Annotated in this window: 21 protein-coding genes; all 21 read left to right on the top strand. The window is 40.3% G+C overall.

Annotation, left to right across the window (positions count from 1 at the left end):
* The first annotated feature begins 11 nt into the window (after window positions 1–11).
* The 21 genes from BM086_RS14320 to BM086_RS14415 all read left to right on the top strand — a co-directional run bounded on the left by BM086_RS14320 (window position 12) and on the right by BM086_RS14415 (window position 17555).
* Window positions 12–4265 carry a hypothetical protein gene (locus BM086_RS14320; protein WP_092327990.1) on the top strand — a complete coding sequence of 1418 codons (4254 nt, stop codon included), beginning with the start codon at window positions 12–14 and terminating at the stop codon, window positions 4263–4265.
* A gap of 18 nt (window positions 4266–4283) precedes the next feature.
* The gene (locus BM086_RS14325; RefSeq protein ID WP_092327994.1) at window positions 4284–4628 is read left to right on the top strand and encodes a hypothetical protein; all 345 of its coding nucleotides are present in this window, start codon (window positions 4284–4286) and stop codon (window positions 4626–4628) included.
* A gap of 208 nt (window positions 4629–4836) precedes the next feature.
* Window positions 4837–5316, top strand: a complete 480-nt coding sequence (locus tag BM086_RS14330; protein ID WP_092327997.1) for an Lrp/AsnC family transcriptional regulator — start codon at window positions 4837–4839, stop codon at window positions 5314–5316.
* Complete coding sequence (locus BM086_RS14335; RefSeq protein WP_175560290.1) at window positions 5276–5653, top strand: DNA-directed RNA polymerase subunit alpha C-terminal domain-containing protein; 378 nt, start codon at window positions 5276–5278, stop codon at window positions 5651–5653. Before BM086_RS14330 ends, BM086_RS14335 begins: the two co-directional genes overlap by 41 nt.
* Before the next feature lie 202 nt (window positions 5654–5855).
* Window positions 5856–6269: a hypothetical protein gene (locus BM086_RS14340; protein ID WP_092328002.1), complete on the top strand. Its 414-nt coding sequence runs from the start codon at window positions 5856–5858 to the stop codon at window positions 6267–6269.
* A gap of 28 nt (window positions 6270–6297) precedes the next feature.
* On the top strand, window positions 6298–6582 hold the full coding sequence (locus BM086_RS14345) for a hypothetical protein (protein WP_242952220.1): 285 nt from the start codon (window positions 6298–6300) through the stop codon (window positions 6580–6582).
* A 26-nt stretch (window positions 6583–6608) separates the two neighbouring features.
* Window positions 6609–6974 (top strand): hypothetical protein, encoded by a 366-nt coding sequence (locus tag BM086_RS14350; protein ID WP_092328005.1) that lies wholly within the window; start codon window positions 6609–6611, stop codon window positions 6972–6974.
* Window positions 6975–6990: 16 nt separating this feature from the next.
* A complete protein-coding gene (locus BM086_RS14355) occupies window positions 6991–7959 on the top strand; it encodes a DNA/RNA non-specific endonuclease (protein ID WP_175560291.1) in 969 nt (322 codons plus the stop codon).
* A 59-nt stretch (window positions 7960–8018) separates the two neighbouring features.
* Window positions 8019–9068, top strand: coding sequence for a macro domain-containing protein (locus BM086_RS14360; RefSeq protein WP_092328008.1), 1050 nt, complete (start codon window positions 8019–8021; stop codon window positions 9066–9068).
* A 117-nt stretch (window positions 9069–9185) separates the two neighbouring features.
* Window positions 9186–9869 (top strand): vWA domain-containing protein, encoded by a 684-nt coding sequence (locus BM086_RS14365; RefSeq protein ID WP_092328170.1) that lies wholly within the window; start codon window positions 9186–9188, stop codon window positions 9867–9869.
* Between the two features lie 176 nt (window positions 9870–10045).
* A complete protein-coding gene (locus BM086_RS14370; protein ID WP_092328011.1) occupies window positions 10046–10831 on the top strand; it encodes an ADP-ribosylglycohydrolase family protein in 786 nt (261 codons plus the stop codon).
* A gap of 110 nt (window positions 10832–10941) precedes the next feature.
* A complete protein-coding gene (locus tag BM086_RS21805; RefSeq protein WP_207650991.1) occupies window positions 10942–11085 on the top strand; it encodes a hypothetical protein in 144 nt (47 codons plus the stop codon).
* A gap of 69 nt (window positions 11086–11154) precedes the next feature.
* Complete coding sequence (locus tag BM086_RS21810; RefSeq protein WP_207650992.1) at window positions 11155–11385, top strand: hypothetical protein; 231 nt, start codon at window positions 11155–11157, stop codon at window positions 11383–11385.
* 256 nt (window positions 11386–11641) lie between these two features.
* Window positions 11642–12373, top strand: coding sequence for an AAA family ATPase (locus BM086_RS14380; RefSeq protein WP_092328173.1), 732 nt, complete (start codon window positions 11642–11644; stop codon window positions 12371–12373).
* Window positions 12351–12554: a hypothetical protein gene (locus BM086_RS14385; RefSeq protein WP_242952221.1), complete on the top strand. Its 204-nt coding sequence runs from the start codon at window positions 12351–12353 to the stop codon at window positions 12552–12554. Before BM086_RS14380 ends, BM086_RS14385 begins: the two co-directional genes overlap by 23 nt.
* On the top strand, window positions 12538–13419 hold the full coding sequence (locus BM086_RS14390; protein WP_092328017.1) for a hypothetical protein: 882 nt from the start codon (window positions 12538–12540) through the stop codon (window positions 13417–13419). Before BM086_RS14385 ends, BM086_RS14390 begins: the two co-directional genes overlap by 17 nt.
* A gap of 25 nt (window positions 13420–13444) precedes the next feature.
* Window positions 13445–14683: an immunoglobulin-like domain-containing protein gene (locus tag BM086_RS14395; protein ID WP_092328020.1), complete on the top strand. Its 1239-nt coding sequence runs from the start codon at window positions 13445–13447 to the stop codon at window positions 14681–14683.
* A 13-nt stretch (window positions 14684–14696) separates the two neighbouring features.
* Window positions 14697–15296 (top strand): DUF1349 domain-containing protein, encoded by a 600-nt coding sequence (locus tag BM086_RS14400; RefSeq protein WP_092328023.1) that lies wholly within the window; start codon window positions 14697–14699, stop codon window positions 15294–15296.
* A gap of 1 nt (window position 15297) precedes the next feature.
* Window positions 15298–15699: a DUF1284 domain-containing protein gene (locus BM086_RS14405; RefSeq protein ID WP_175560292.1), complete on the top strand. Its 402-nt coding sequence runs from the start codon at window positions 15298–15300 to the stop codon at window positions 15697–15699.
* 168 nt (window positions 15700–15867) lie between these two features.
* Window positions 15868–16458, top strand: a complete 591-nt coding sequence (locus tag BM086_RS14410) for a DUF1643 domain-containing protein (RefSeq protein WP_092328029.1) — start codon at window positions 15868–15870, stop codon at window positions 16456–16458.
* The gene (locus BM086_RS14415; RefSeq protein WP_092328032.1) at window positions 16458–17555 is read left to right on the top strand and encodes a hypothetical protein; all 1098 of its coding nucleotides are present in this window, start codon (window positions 16458–16460) and stop codon (window positions 17553–17555) included. Before BM086_RS14410 ends, BM086_RS14415 begins: the two co-directional genes overlap by 1 nt.
* Window positions 17556–17740: the final 185 nt, after the last annotated feature.

Genomic DNA, 17740 nt, shown 5'->3' on the forward strand with positions numbered 1-17740 from the left:
GAGATGTAGCAATGAAGTTAAATGATGTATTGGAGTTTAGAAAAGATTTGTTTTTTGAAGGCGCTGTTCAGGCGGATTGGTTTTATATGCCTGAAAAGTCTTCAAAAGTAGCAGAAAACTTTGTATTCCATGGCAGCGAATACTATGGGGTAGATAACGCTGGACTGGGTAGCAGAGCGAGAATTGATACTATCAGTTTAGTTGAGAAGCTGCTAAATAAGCTGTCGGATGAAAATGAAAATGGGCTTTCTCTGGCTATTGCGGATTATGGAACAGGAAAGTCGCATTTGGCAGTGACGTTAGCACATATTTTATCAGGTGCAGATTATCAGCCGGAAACATATAATGCTGTATTGAGCAATATATCTGCTATTGATAAAAATGCTGGAAAGCGCATTGAAAACTTGAGCAAAGGTAAAAACTTTGTGATGGTAATAAACGGAATGAGAGATTTTAATCTTCATTCTGAGATTTTGAAAGCAGCACAGAAGAGTCTAAAGCTTTATGGACTATCAGATGAGAAGCTTAAGAAGCTCAATAGGGCTCTTGAGACGGCTGAGACATTTTTTGATATTAACAAAAACGTTCAGATTAAGGAATTTGAAAAGGCAGCTAAAAAGCATGGCTGGAGCGAGAATGGAGAGGAATTATTAGAAAAAATTAGTTCCCAGCTTATGGTCGATGATGAGTGCTTTGACATCGTTAATGATGTTTACAGTAAAATGACCGGTCAGGAAATACGATGGGATGAAGGCATTTCTGCTGGAGCAATATTAGAGTTGCTAGTATCTGAATATTGCGGAATGAATGGTGATTTTGACCATGTTATCATTCTTTTTGACGAATTTGGAAGATTTTTGGAGTATGCATCTGGAGTTAATCCTGCAAAAAGCGGTGACTCTGCGCTACAGCAGATTTTTGAGATGACGCAAAATGCAGACGGGGCTTTGCATATCATAAACTTTATTCAAAATGATATAAAGCAGTATCTTCAAAGAATAGATCAGACTACAAATGTGGGAAGATATATTGGAAGATATGATGCTAGTGATAAGTATTATATATCGTCTAACCTAGAAACAGTATTTGCAAATCTTATTCGTAGAAAAGATGCGGATGCATTTGCACAGTGTGTAGTGAAATGGCAAGACGAAAATGAGAGCACGTGGAAAGAGACTTTTGAGTTATTAAATAAGTGGGTCAATACAAAGGGGATGTGGCACGACTATGCACTTTTTAGGAAGGTTATAGTCGAGGGAATATATCCTATGCATCCTATAGCGACTTTTATGCTTACTCAGTTATCTGATTATCTTCAGAATAGATCGTCACTCATGCTTATTAGCAGGTATATTACTGATTATTCAGAAGCTACTATGGATAAAGAACCAGTAGTAATCATGCCTGAAACATTGATGTTAGGGGATCTTTATGTAGAAATGCTCGCAGCAGAGCAAGATGGTAAACAGCAATCTCAGCAGTGTATCCGATATGACAACGTTCTTAGAAAATATGGGGATAAACTATCGGAAAAGTCTATGATGGTTCTGAGATCTAATTTGATTGTCAGAATCCTTAGATTTAGGACCACGAGTTATGACGATGCTAAATTAGCTATTTCTATCTGCTCAGGATTGAGCATGGATGAGATAACACAAGAATTAAAGTGGCTCGAAGACGAGTATGCTGTATTGGGCTTTGATGACCGAAATAACTGTTTTGATTTCATGGAAGAATCAAACGGTGCATATGAGTTCAAGGTATTGAAAAAAAGACTCATGGCCAAGAAGGAAGTTGATAGTAGCCTGATAATTAGTGAAAAGATTCAAGATCTTGCTGGAATAAGAGAGCTACAGACTACCAATTATGCAACAAAACATAAAATAACAACTTGCGAGTGGCTATATCAGCAAGAAATGTATCCTATAGAGAATTTTACCGTTAGTAGGGTTAAGGCATATATTGATGCATGGAAAAAAGCCAAGAATACAATAACTCCTAAGGGTAAGTTAGTTTGGCTTTATTTAAATAAAGAAACAGATCCAGATATTGTTGAAAAGTCAAAAGAATTGGTAAAACAATGTGAAGATATGCCAATTATCTTTATGCTGCTGAATGACGCAGAAAATAGGCTACTCAATACGCTTCTTGAATATTCTGTACTAGATGAAATTGATTTAGATACTAGAAAAAAATATGAACGCCATTTCAATGACGATTACAGTCAGGCAGAAAGTAATTTGAAAGATGAGTTTGAGGAGTTAAAGAAGAAAAGAAATGAATTGACTAATGAAGGTGTTCAGGTTATTTCTTCTAGAGTGCCAATATATCTGACAGATGTTTTTGAAAAAATCTATCCGGATAATATTCCATTCCAATTTGATGGCTTTGTAACTAAGAATAACAACATTGCTCCTAAATCAAGCGGTATTTATTGTTCAATTGTAAAAATGCTGTTGTCTGACTCTGTAAATGAGAATTCTATACATGCATTTAACAGTGAAGTAAGGAACAGATTTGAAGCTGTGCTGATGACGACAAGCAATACTTCCTGGAAATGTGTTGATACATCATATAGAGTTGTGCCACCAGAGACAAAGAGTGCTCGGAAAGTATTTGATTATATTGTTGATAGGGTTAAAGATGATCGAGAGTTCTCTTGTGAAGAATTATTCGATTTATTTACTGCACCTCCATATGGAATTAGTGAAGAAGTCATTTTTATGATGCTTGCTGTAGTGTGCGCATATTATAGTTACTGCATCAGGTTCAAGGTTGGAGGAACTGTAAAGACAATCAATAATTGGAAAGCCGATGCAATCGGTGAGGAGAAGAAGAACAAGATTGATTGGGCGTATATATATAAGTCTTCACTAATATACGTTGATGGCGATGCAGTAAGTGGCAAGTTCTCAAGGTTTTTTGATAAGGTAACAGCCAATAAGGATATTTTCAAGGTGGCTGATTTGGAACGAGAATTGAAAGAACTTGAAATGTCAGATGAAGTTCCGGAGGAACTTCAAACAGCAAGAGATCTCGCGGTTAAAACAATTACTTCTGGAAAAAAAGCCAGAGCTGAGTGGGATAGAAGAATTGAAGAACTTGATGACAAAAAAGAAAAAGGACTGGAGGACTTTCACAAAAGAGCAGAGATATATAATTTTGTTGATGCGTTAGTTGATATCAAAGAGTTTCCGCTACATGAGATATTTGATGAGAATGGATATCAGATTTCCGAAGAAGCTAGGAACAGTTTAGGATCAATCCGTATGGAATTGTCTGATCTTCTTAGTCGTACAGGAAATGTATATGTAGAAAACATGGCTTGTACAGAAATTGAGCGTTTAAATACATTTAAAAATCATAATATGAAGCTGATTTCTAAGCTTAAAGAAATAGGCCAGCTAGAATTGGCTAAAAAAATAGAAAAAAAGAAGGATGAAGAGCTTAATAATCAGGAGGAAATCAAGTCTAGACAAGCGCTAAAAACGGATTTAGAAAAGTATTTGAGTGATTCTGAGATAACTAGGTACATTACATATGTTCAAATACAAGGATTCATCAAAGATGCTGAAAAACTCACAAAGCGTTACGCTAAATATGGTAATTCTCTTGGAAATGCTGGAAAGCAGCTTTATGAAGAATTGGAGTTGAGGCTGAAGAAGCTTAATGAAGCAGAACAGGCCATTAGGGATGATATGTTATCCATATGGGACGATTTGGATTCAGTTTGTGATGAAGCGGGTATAAAAGGATTATTATCAAGAATTCAGCTAGTCAAACAAAAAGGAATATCAAAAACAGATTATAATTCTTTCACAGAAATGGAGGATACTTTAAAGGCGGTTCTCGAAGATATCGAAATAATACGTGAAGCAGAAGCTAATAGAGATAATTTCACTAAGACAGTTGAAGATATTCGCAATAAGTATTCAGAACAGGAAGCGGAGTTTGATGCTCTTTCCATGATTGATGCAGCCATAGATGAAGCTGAGAAGAGCATGGATAAGAAAGAAGATGAGTGGGCTAAAAAGTATCTTTCACTTGGAGATAAGTCGCGAGAATCTGTATATAAATGGAAAGATGCGACTAAGTTCTTACCAGATTACTTATCTAAGAAAACCAAGACAAAATATAAAAAATTAGCCGAAGAGGCCGAGGCTATCATTAGCGAAGGAAGAATTGACGATGTGCTTATTCAGTTCGAAAAACTGAGTGATAAAGAGAAAAAAGAGTGCTTGAGTAAATTGGAGGCTTTGCTTTAATATAGTGGAGGTTGCATTATGCCACGTGAACGTGTTTGGGATGAAGAGGAAACAATCATTCTTGTATATGAGTACTTTAATACAAAGGGACAGCCACTGCACTTGATAAAGAATAAATGTCATGAAATAAGTTCCTTTCTTAGGAAGAGAGAAGAATTCTTGACGGGGAAAAGTGTTTCTGAGATATTTAGGAATGATGCAGGTATTTATATGCACTGGTGCAGAATACGCTGTGTGGATCCTGATACTAAGTACAACGGGATGAAAGGGTCTGATATGCAAATAAAAGTTTTTGATAATTTTATTAAAGACTTTCCAGGCATGAAAGCTAAGGCGGAGAAGATTTATAATAAATACAGATAGCTACAAGAATTGTCTTTATCACTACGATCGTTACGACAATTACGTTCCATTATGGCCACATTACGGAGGCTAACTGCATATCATGATATAATTAGGTTACGAAACGAAACTAAAAAGTTACGTTTCGTAACCTTTTCTATTGCGTAAATTTATGTGCCTGAATATAATCAGCATAATCAGAGTCGACTACTGATAAGGAGCTAATAACATGGATGAAAAAGATAAGCAGATTTTGAATTTGATCAAAGGCAATGCTCGTATGAGCTATCAGGAAATTGGAGATAAGCTTGAGATATCAAGAGTAGCAGCCAAGAAGAGGGTGAAAAAGCTTGAGGATGAGGGAATCATCCGTCAGTACAATACATACATTAAGCGCGATGATGAAATCACGATGCTGATTGATATTATCACTACACCTGATGGATTTGACAGAGTACTTGAATATGTGGCAACCAGAACAGTTTATGTCAGGCAGATTTTTACCACAATGAAAGAGTATCACATTCATCTTGTTGCTGTATCTGATTCATCCGAACAAATCAATTACATGGCCAAGATAATCAAGAAGGCTTGCATAAATGATATTGAAGAATATCATGCCCGCACAGTCCGAGAGGTTATCAAGGATGTATACGGAGGAATCGAATATGAACCAGGATCAGAGTCGAACACTAACACAGATAGTTGAGGCCCTTGCAGGAACAAGGCTTCATGAAAGAAAGGGCGGCAAGTTTTATTTCAATTTTTACCTGAATAGTAAGGCCGGGGATACACCTATAGAGGCACTGGATCTTGGAGTTAGGGCTTATAACTCACTTAAAAGAGCGGGATATTCCACTATTGGAGAACTGGCTGAGGCAATAGCAGAAGGTACAGAGATTGCCAAGATCAGAAACTGCGGTGCCAAGAGCTGCAGAGAAATAATGGAAAAGCTCTTTTTATACCAGTACAATGCATTTCCACAGGAGAAAAGAGAGGAATACGTAAAAGAGGTAATTCTATTGAATGCCAGCAAGAACACCTGAAAACATGCGGGTTTAACCGGGGAGGATTATTGGACTCGAAATTTGGCAGAATAGGATTATCAGAAAGAGCAAAATCGTTTATCACTGTTTTAGCAAAATACCAATAGCTTTTTTACCAAAGCGAATATGTATTCCGAAATGGCTTGGAGGTAAGCTTATAACAGGATAAAACTCTTTTCATACGAAATGGAGGTTGTGAATTATGAAGAGAACATTATTAAGCATTTTAGTAGCAGTAATGATGATGATAACAGCTGTGGGAATGACATCAGTATCTGTAGAGGCAGCTGGCAAGAATAAAACAACTAGCAGTTATTCATCAAGTAAGAGCAAGAGTAGCTCAAAGAAGAAAACTACAAGCTCAAAATTAAAGAGTAAGAGTTCAAGCAGTAAGAGCTCTTCAAAGACAAAATCATCAAGCAGCAAGAACTCATCAAAGAAGAGTAGCTCAAAGTCATCAAAGAAATCCTATGATTCCTACGATGTACATAATTACAAGTCAGCACAGGACTTTGCAGACGATAAGTACGAAGAGTTCTATGACTACGAAGATGACTACGATGATGAAGACGAAGCTTATGATGCAGCTGAGGACTACTGGAATGACAACTATTGATGGTCTTCATGGAAGGAGGATCTGAACTATGGAAGGACCTATGGATAGATTATTTGGACATTCAGCATTTGACCTTAACAGAGATGGCAAGATAAGCGGAGCTGAGTGGGCATTCATAAACGATACATTTTTTGAAGACAATAATGGTATTTCATCCCAGGGTAGAAGTTTTGCTGATGAAGAAGACGAGTTAGACGAGATTGAATTGGCAGGCCTTGATCGTGACGAGCTGGAATTTATGGATGAGGACGAACGTAGATCAGCTCTTGAGGATGCCGGCTTGGATCCAGATGATTTTGATGATGAGTTTTAAACCCATCAAGAAAGTGGAGGCGTGTTATGGCATATGATAATTTTGAAAACACACCATTTGATCTAAACCATGATGGACATATTGATTCGAATGAAGCGGCATATATCTATGATACTTTTTACAATGAGGACAATAATGTTCTAGATGCCGGACTTGAAGATGATATTTCCTTTGGTGGAGGCGGATATTATCCAACTGCAGAGCAGCGCAAGAAACAGAAAGAAGATATGGATCAGCTTCGTAGGAAAGTCCAGGAAAGCGATAGGAACAATAAGCTGATTGCATTTGGCATTATGATTGCTATAGGAATTATTCTTCCGAACAAGCTGGCTGCTTGTCTGCTAATATTTATTGTTTATGTGATTGCATCGATGTTTGATGTTTTTAGATAAGAAAGAGGATACGAATATGAGGACATACTTAGGAAAGGTTAGTTTTGCAAATAGAATATTTGCTTTGCTGCTGGCGCTTTCTTTGGGTATGTCTTCTTTTTTGTTTTGGAGCGTCAAGACACATGCAGAGGAAGAGATCCCTGCATATAGTGGAAGCGCTTCGGTTGAGCTGAATAAGAATGTGCCCGGTTTTACGGCTGATGAGATTACAACGAAGTCTTATGAAAGCTATGGTGAGCTTGATAAACAGGGACGTTGTACTCCTGCTATGGCATGTCTTGGAAAAGACCTGATGCCTACAGAGGAACGTCAGTCAATCAGTATGGTAAAACCTACCGGATGGAAACAGAATAAGTATCCAGGCCTGGTAGATTCAGATCCTCCGTATCTGTATAACAGATGCCACATGATCGGATTCCAGCTGACCGGAGAGAATGCAAATGAGCAGAATCTGATTACAGGCACTCGTTACATGAATGTTGAAGGTATGCTGCTTTATGAAAATGAGGTTGCAGACTATGTTCGCAGCACTGGAAACCATGTAATGTATAGAGTTACTCCTGTGTTTGAAGGCAAAAACCTTCTCTGCAGCGGAGTTCAGATTGAAGCATATTCTGTAGAAGATAAGGGCAAAGGTATTTCTTTTAACGTGTTCTGCTATAATGTTCAGCCAGGAGTAATCATCAATTATTCTAATGGCAGCAATAAGGTAGATCCGAACTATAAGAAGAGTGTAAGTGCAGATGAATTTGTAGTTACAGGTGGCACTGGCGGAACAACTGTAGACAGATCTGCTCCTGCGAAGAGTAATGATGCTGCTCCTGCAGGAACAACCTACGTTGTTAATAAGAATTCCAAGAAGTTTCATAATCCGACCTGCGATAGCGTGAAAGATATGAAAGAAAAGAATAAAATGTATTATGAAGGCACAAGGGATGAGCTGATACAACAAGGATATGATCCATGCAAAAGATGTAATCCCTGATGACAGCACGATTTTCCTGATACCAGGAAATTGGTGATAAATACTGAGGTTGAACGATCATGCCATTTCAAATTATCAGAAATGATATTACAAAAGTAAAAGCAGATGCCATAGTTAACACAGCGAACCCTGAGGTTGCGATCGGAGCTGGCGTTGATTCTGCCATATACAAAGCTGCAGGAGAAGAGAAACTCCTTGCTGCTCGTGAGAAGATTGGACGCCTGGAGCCAGGAGAAGTAGGCATTACTCCTGCTTTTAATCTTGATGCAAAATGCATCATCCATGCCAGCGGACCATGGTGGGATGGTGGAGATCATGGCGAGGAAGATCTTTTGAAGGCCTGCTATGACAAATCTCTGGAATTGGCCTATAAGCATAAATGCAAGTCCATTGCTTTTCCGCTGCTTGCAACGGGGACCTATGGATTTCCGCAAAAGCTTGGTATTGAAATTGCCGTAGATTCATTTACCAGGTTCCTGGAAGAGCATGAGATGGAAATCTTCCTGGTGGTATTCGGACAGAAGTCTGTTAAGATTTCAGGCGAGCTGGGCGAGGAAGTGCGCAGCTACATTGATGATGATTATGTTACTGAGACTCTTGATGAAGAGTACAGATTAGAGCGTCCTCGCGAGAGAAGATATGAAGATGCTATTGAATGCGCTCCTATGATGTCTTCTCTTAGCGTTGCCGGAGCTGCGCCTTCTAATAAGCGGAGGCTCTTTGCTTCCAAGAAGGCAGAGTCTCTTGATGATGCTTTAAAGAGCATGTACACGGATTCTTTTGAAAAGCACCTTCAGCAGCTTATCAACAAGAAGGGCCTCAAGAATTCAGAGGTTTATGCAGCTGCGAATATTTCAAAGCAGTATTTTTCCAAGCTGATTAAGGGCCAGGTTAAGCCATCAAAGGAAAAGGTTCTCGCCCTGGCAGTGGGCCTTAAGCTGAACATGGACGAGGCGGTGGATTTCTTAAGGCTTGCCGGATATGCTCTGTCTCCGGTATCGCAGACAGATGTGATAGTTGAGTATTTCATCAGGCATGAAGACTACAACGTTATGAAGATAGATATAGTGCTGTTTGATTACGGACTGGATCCGCTGTCAAACGGCTGATTGGATAGGTCGCCTTCGGGTTGACCTATTTCTTTTGCCCAAAAGGTATTATTACATCAGAACAAAGGACAGAGCTCACTGCAGGAAGCTACAGATGTAATGATGGAGGCAAAAGAGATGAGTAAAGGATATACAGAGATTGTTTATATTTTAGATAGATCAGGTTCAATGGGCGGCCTTGAGGCAGACACCATCGGAGGTTTCAACGCCATGATGGAAAAGCAGAAAAAGACAGGCGAGAAGGCGGTGGTTTCTACAGTTCTTTTCGATGATGAGTGCGAGGTCATTCATGACAGAGTTCCGATTGAAAAGATAGAGAAGATGACTGACAAGCAGTATTACGTCAGAGGTTGCACAGCACTTCTGGATGCGGTTGGCGGAGCAATCCACCACATCGGAAATGTTCACAAGTACGCCAGGGAAGAGGACAGACCAGAGAAGACCATCGTTGTTATTACTACAGACGGCATGGAGAATGCCAGCAGAAGATATTCTCGTGAGAAGATCGAGAAGATGGTTAAGAAGCAGCAAAAGAAATATGGTTGGGAGTTCATCTTCATCGGAGCAAATATCGATGCTTATGCTGAGGCACAGAAGTACGGAATCCGCAAGGACAGAGCGGTTAACTATGTAAGTGATAATATCGGAACAGCAAAGGTTTACGCAGGAGTTTCAAATGCAGTTTGCTCAGTAATGATGGCGGATTGCTCAGCTAAAGCCAGTGAGTGCTTAACCGGAAGCGGATGGAATGAAGAAATCAATGCAGACTTCCAAAAGAGAGGCAGAAAGGTCAGGAGATAATCTGTCCGGATAATTCAGGAACGTTGTCCGGATGTTTCAAGAATGATGAGTGGTAAAGAAATTCGTCAGCGCTGGTGGTAAACAAATTCAGTAACGGAAGTGGTAAACTTTTTCGATAGCATTGGTGGTAAACAAATTCGCGAGCGTTGCCATATGATAGATAAGGAGTGGTGTTAATGGCAGTAAAAGGAGCAGTTTTAGGAGATATATTAGGAGCACAGTTTGAGTTTGACAGGCCAAAGAATCTGGATTGGAAGAATGTACCTTTGGCAGATGGAGATGCAATCGGTTTTACAGATGATACGGTCATGACTCTTGCAATTAAGAAGGCGCTAAAGACCGGAGCAGATCTGGTTGAGACCATGGTAGAAGTTGGCCGTGAGTATCCATTTGCAGGATATGGCGGAAGGTTCTTTAACTGGATAAATGGAAATAACCACGAGCCTTATAATAGCTGGGGCAATGGATCGGCAATGAGAGCTTCCTTCGTAGGCGAGTTCTATGAGGACTATAGCGAGATGCAGAAAATGGCTGAAGCAACAGCAGTTGTTTCACACAATCATCCTGAAGGAATCAAGGGCGCAGTCGTAACAGCGACATGTATTTGGATGGCTAGGCATGGCAAGAGCAAGCAGGATATTTACGATTATGTTCTGGAGCAGTATCCGAAGGCTGACTATGAATACAGCATTGTTTACAGCTTGGATGAGATCAGACCACGCTATAAGTGGAATGAAAGCTGTCAGGGATCAGTACCTGCAGCCATGAGATGCTTCTACGAGAGCAGTGATTACGAGAGTTTCATACGAAATGTCTTTTCATTGGAATGTGATTCTGATACCTTCGGAGCAATTGCCGGTGGAGTGGCAGAAGAGTTCTACGGTGGATTCGGTAGCATTGATGCGGAAGGGCTTCTGAAGAAATATTTGACTCCGGATTTGCGGGAGATTTTGAATATGTAATTGCATGAATGATTTAAAGGTGGGCTAGAGTAATCTAGTCCATTTTTTGTGGGAGGAATAGGGCTGTTGGGTTTATAATGGATGTATCTGTTTTGGAGGAGTTTTTGTTTATGGGAAAGACAGCTATCGTTTATTACAGCCAGCATCATGGAAATACTAAGAAAGTATTAGATGCAATTGCTGGTTTTGATAAGGACGTTACGCTTATTGATGTAACTGAGAAGCATGAAGTAGATCTGACAGGATATGACTGAATTGGATTTGCCAATGGTATCTACTTTGGAAAGTTTGCTGAGCAACTGCATACTTTTATTAAGGTTAATTTGCCGACAGGTAAGAATGTGTTTTTTATCGCGACCGCAGGAAATCCGATTAGCCATAACTTTAATTCCATTGCTGCCGTTACCAAAGAGAAGCACTGCAACGAAATCGGAAGATACCAATGTGCCGGTTTTGACACTTTCGGCCCATTTAAGCTTGTAGGAGGACTTCAAAAGGGACATCCTACAGAGGAAGAACTTCAGGCAGCAGTGGAGTTTTATAAGAATTTATAATCTCTGGCATATATGAAGCCGCTGACCTTTTTTATATGAGAAAAGACCAGCGGCACTATTGTAGGGAGGACCCTTCGGTGTGTGGGGGCCGAAGGGATGTGTGTTATGAATATGAAAAAGTGTTGTGTGTGGGGATCAAGAAGCTTTGTTCTTCTTGATGGTTTTATCATAAGACACCAACTTTAAACGAAGCTTAAAGTGTTGTGATGAAATTGTTAAAATTTTTGAGGTGCACGTGGATTTTTTAGATGAGAAAATGAGCTTGCCAATTCAAGGTGTAAGCATTGACTGGGATAAGATAGATGGAGGCAGTTACCTTCGCGGGATAGAGGCAATCAAAGGTCTGGACTATCTTTCTTTTAATAATAAAATCACGATATTTGTTGGCGAAAATGGTAGTGGAAAGTCCACCATGCTGGAAGCGATTGCTGTGAACTACGGTTTTAACCCTGAAGGCGGAACCAAGAATTACAGCTTTTCAACGTATGATTCGCACTCTGAATTGTGCGATGCAATTAAGCTTTCCAGAGGAATCAGAAAGCCCAAATGGGGATATTTCCTAAGAGCGGAGAGCTTTTACAATGTGGCATCTGCTGAAGTGGAGTATAGCAAATGGGGTGGTGTGCCGCAGCAATACCATGAGAAGTCTCATGGTGAGAGCTTCCTAAAACTGGTACAGAATAATTTCCAGGGTCAGGGGATTTATCTTTTGGATGAGCCTGAAGCAGCGTTGTCTCCACAGAGGCAGCTGACTCTTTTACTTGAGATTGTAAACTGCGCAAAAGAGGATTCACAGTTCATTATGGTAACGCACTCTCCGATACTGTTAGGAATTCCGGGAGCGGAGATATTAAGCTTTGATGATGGTCAGATTCATCCGATTGATTATGAGGACACAGACAGTTATCAGATTACAAAGATGTTTATAGAGAATAAGGAGCAGCTTTTAAAGCGGTTGTTAAGTGATGAAGATAAAGCAGATCTTTGATGGAGATTATGGCTGCGAAGAACTACAGCCGGGGCAGAAGCCCAAGGTATCAGTCACTCTTGTGGATGATGCCGGTAATGAGAAATTTGTGTCAGTGGAAGATGACTGGCTTACGGAGAATAGATTAGATGTTGGCTCAGAGTGGCCAAAGGAGGAAATGAAGAATGCTTCAATTACCTAATCGTATTGGGGATGAAAAAGCGGATAAGATAATTACTGAATTTGTAAATTACAGGCTTCTGGAGATCATGGAGGATATTATTCTCGATGAAGTTGTCTGGGGAATGGCTCAGAGAGGTGAACTTGACCAGAGTGCGTCTACAAAGAGTTTTGATGAGCTCGTGGATTTAAAAGAGCTTATGCTTGATGATGAGTTTGCAGCTGCTGTTTCTATGTCTTATCTTCCGGATAATTATCCTTTGGAAAAGGCAAACAAGAAGTTCTTTGGACTTTACAAGCTTCTCAGGGCAAAGAAAGAGTATGTGCCGGATATTACAACGGAATATGTTCTCTACAGCATTATCGAGAGCGAGATTGGCGAAGTAGATATGATCAACCAGGATATCGAGGATGGCCTTTTCGATGATTTTGAGGATGATATGCTGGATGGCTTTGATGAAGACTTTGATGAGGATCTCGGCGATGACGAGGATGATTTTTTTGGAGATGATTTTGACGATGACGAAGAACTCACCACAGTAGAAAGAATTCCTGAGCCCGACCGCAGTGTAGTAAAAAAAGCCGCTCTTGAATCTTATAAGGGAGAATTTGAAAGCGAAGAACTTGAGGAAACTGCTGAGTATCTGGTTAACTGCTACGAGGATCTGCGTGCATACCTTGATATATGCTTCTGGGATACGGATTGTCTTTTCCTGGATGATTATACAGAAGAGCAGCTGGCAAAGATGGAAATCAATGAACAGCTGGGGATGGTAGCTGAAAAGGAAAAGAAAATAATTGAGTTCCCATTCCAGAATAGAGACGGCAAGCAGACCCGTATCAAGGCTGAGCTTGATATAGACCCCTGGGATCTGGAGGATGAGTGATTGCACTAAGCAATGGAGGAGCCGTATGAAAAGATTATGTGTTGCTATGGTAATGCTTATGACGATTGCCGCTGTTGGATGTGGAAACAATAAAGTGGCAGATAGCGGAGCTGCTTCCAGCACAGTGAGTGAACCGGAAACAGTTGAAGTTGATAGTCTTGGCGTGCCTGCGGTTAAAGACGGCATTTTGAGACCGGGAGAAGACTGTGCAGAGGTTGTTTTCGAGTGGGATCCGGTTGAGGGTGCTGAAGGATACGAAGTTTCTGAGGAGAATAAGTACTATTCAGAGAAGGAATACAGAGAACCTGAAACTGTTGAGATTGCCGATAATACTTATGTTACCAGTGCCCAGGATTATTTCGATTTCAGAATAAGAGTAAGGGCATTTAAAGGCAACGGAGCCGAGAGAGTTTACAGCGAATGGAGCTCTTTTGCCACGGGAAGCGCATATGAGAAGCAGACAGTTTCAGTGGGCGGACCCTATGGAGAGATGTCTGTAGTTGTTCCGGAAGGATGGACAGCGGATATTTCTGCAGTGGATGATGGGAAGCTCACTTATGGTTTATACGGATTGATACTAAAACCAAAATCTGCAGATGCAGGGCAGATAGAGCTCTTTTGCTCAGACAGTTTTGGCGTTTGCGGAACAGGACTTTCCCAGGAAGAGATTACATTAGCGGGATATACTGCGCATGCTGGCACATATGATGATCATGAGCATTGGGATTTCATTACTTTTGGAGATGAGCGTCCGCAGATAGTTGCCCAGAGCATAGACTGCGATTCCTGGATAAGCCATATGTGGGAAGAAGCAGATACCATTTTGGATACACTTAAGTTTGATACCAGCAAGACTGAAGGCGGAATAGGACAGTACATTTCAGATTCTGAAGTTGAGGCTATTGGGCTCATGATGAGTGTGAGTAATGTGACGACCTCAGGACTGACTGTTCATTTCAGGCAATACGAAGATAAGAATACCGGCGAGCTGATATATGGAGAAGACTACACACTTGAAAAACTTGAAGGTGAGAAGTGGGAAGCTGTTCCGATGATAATTGATAATGGAGTTTTTACTGATATCGGCTACAATATTCCAAAGAATGGGGAAGCTGAGATTGAAACTAACTGGGAATGGCTTTACGGAAATCTTGAACCTGGAACATATAAGATAACCAAGACAGTTTTGGATTCAGGAGCTAGCAGCAAAGGGGATAACTTAAATCGGTATACTATGAGCGCACAGTTTTTAATTGCCGGATGAGGGAGAATGAGATATGTTGAAATTCACTTGGACCAGAGAACCGAAGAGTTACAGCGTGACAGAGGATAAGATTACTGTGACGACATTGCCACATACAGATCTGTGGCAGAGGACGTACTATCATTTCAGGAATGATAATGCTCCTGTGTTTCAAATGGAGACAGAGGAGAAGTTCTTTTCCTTTGTGGTGAAAACAGATTTTGCTGACAGCCATCACCGCTTTGATCAGTGCGGAGTTGTGATGTACCTGGATAGTGAGAACTGGCTTAAGGGCTCAATTGAGTATGAGAACGAGGAGTTCCAGCACCTTGGATCAGTTGTTACCAACCACGGTTATTCTGACTGGGCAACTACTGAGATTCCTGCGTCAGTGAAGTCTATGTGGTATAGGCTGAGCCGCAGGGAAGATGATTACTGTATCGAGTGCTCAGATGATGGAAATAAGTGGAAACAGATGAGAGTTTGCCATATGCATGAGGGTGCTGGCAAGGTGAGATTTGGAATATATGCATGTTCGCCGGAAGACAGCTCTTTTACCGCAGAGTTTACAAACATAGCCCTGACAGAGTGTGCGTGGAAGGCACATGATGGACAGAAGCCGGATGAGGGATGAAATGAATAATTGTTTAAGACCCCACCATGGGATGTGCCTTCAGTTCTATGAAGGCAAGGGCTACAGTGCTGATTTCACGGACCACATGGGACGGGTGATAAAAGAGCTTGAAGCGGACCCGGAGCAGAAGGTGGTGTTGAAGGCTGAAACAGATATTGTATGCGAGAACTGCCCGAACAATGAAGGCAGCGTATGCACTACCCAGGAGAAAGTACGGCGATACGATGAGGAAGTGCTGAGTGCCTGCGAACTTTCTGATGGAAGCGAGATCTCTTTTGCCAAATTCATAGGACTTGTCAGAGAGAAGATAATAGATGCGGGTATCCGCGGAGATATCTGCGGAGATTGCAGTTGGGATTACATTTGCAGGGAAAAGAAAAGCCGCTATGAAGATAGTGAGTAATTACGGTACGAAAAAAGGCTGATGCGAGGGTACCTGAAACGGTCAGCATCAGCCTATTCTTATGATATGTAAGGACATCCCAAAATCCTTACAAGAGGTGAACTAATCGTATCATTATTTCACTGAAATTAGTATTAAATACAGATAAAATTTTAACGGGGAAATGACATGAGAATAGATAAAAGAATGCTGGATGATATTCCGGCATGGCTTGAAAAACAGGAAGATATTCCAAGCGGATGGCTTTACATTGGGGATGAGAAGGAGAGATATCTTCTGGGGCAACCTGGCAGAAGGAACATGCTTGTGTTTGGCGTGAATCCCAGCACAGCTTCTGCAGGAGAGAACAATCTTGACCCGACAATTAAAAGAGTAAGGAAGTTTGTTCAAAAGGATCCTTGCTGCGATGGCTGGATCATGGCGAATCTTTACCCGCTCAGGGCAACGAACCCTGATGATCTGCCTGCCAAGGCGGACAAAAAACTCATCGAGAAGAACCTGAAGGTCCTGGAGGCTCTTCAGAAGTCATATTTCATAGATAAGGTATGGGCTGCATGGGGAGATCTCATTGATTCGAGGGATTACCTTGGCAACACCCTTTATGACATTCAGGATACGATAAAAGAGGCTGAGTGGTACTACCTTGGAACAACAACCAGGTGGGGGAATCCCAGACATCCACTGTATCTAAAGGGGGATTCTGAGTTTCAGTGGTTCCCAGTTTTTGATTATGCATGCGAGTGCAGGAGTAACGTGTAATGGGGGGAATGAGTAAAAAGTATTATTTAAAATTATATAAAAGTACAGAAAAAATGATTGCTTCAGATGGGCAAATCATAACTACTCTTGTTTTAGATGCACCTTATAAGGCGATTATTTCAATTCTATTGCTTCCATTTGTTGGGCTGTATTGCCGTGAAGCACAGGAGTTTTATAACAAAAAGTTAATGGATGAATCTGTTGATAAGCAAATTGCTGATTTGAGAAATGCTATAAAAGTCTTTGGTGATAAATATACCAAAGCAGAAAAAGCTTTTCTTTCATCAGACAACGAACAAGATGAGTATTTTAAAGGCTTGTTAGCATTTGATTCTTTGAAAACGATGAATATTCATTATAATCTTGGCGTTTATTTTGATGAACAAGGTCATGTGCTTGGAAACACTCAATTGGTCAATTTTTATTTGTTTAAAGCTGACGTTACTGCCAATAATACTGAAGTTGACTCTTATAAATTAGGGAGAAAAATGGGAGTAACCATTAGTAGAATAATGATGTTAGCAAAGCAGAGGCTAAGGACCAATACTAATAGTAATTTTATAGAATTTAAGGTTGGATATATTGATTACAATACGAATATACCAGCGACATTTATGGTACATCCTGAGAACAAAGGGCTGAATCTTATATTTTTACATATGCTTAGTTTAATAGGCATGAGCAAGTACCTTTTGCGAGAATTATGTGGGGACAACACTTGGACAATTAGATGCGAGTATGTTATTTCACATGGCATATGGAATATGTTAAGGGTTATAGAACGTCATTTTGAGTTTGATGAAAGCGGTGTGGATTTAGCCGGAATAAGTGATTTTGTAAAGAGGGGTAAGATATTTTTTCCTTCTGAACTCAGAAACTGTATGGCACATTATGATTTAGTTCATGATGACGTAGCATTCATAGATGAGAAATCATATCGTCCAGATATACTTTTTTATGGATTAATAGAGAGCTATTTTGATGGAATGACAGCAAGTGATTATCTTTATGGATTAAGAGAGTATATAAATGAAGTAGAAGAGTACTTAAATGGATGGTTTGTCTTTGACAAAAGAAAAATATCTTGGGATTTGTGACCTATAGGCAATCCATTGCGCCATTTGCTAGTCTTAAAGCACATTATCGTGCATAAGCGTTGTAATGGGAATTTGATTTGCACAGTTAGTAAATTAGATGCCAGGTAATTACCAACTCAGAGATATATAATCCCTACAACTTAAGATACAATGATTTCAACATCAAAAATGTTGGAGGGCTTATA

Origin of the sequence: Butyrivibrio sp. YAB3001 (genome assembly GCF_900112195.1) — a bacterium.
In the GTDB taxonomy this organism is placed as follows: domain Bacteria; phylum Bacillota; class Clostridia; order Lachnospirales; family Lachnospiraceae; genus Butyrivibrio.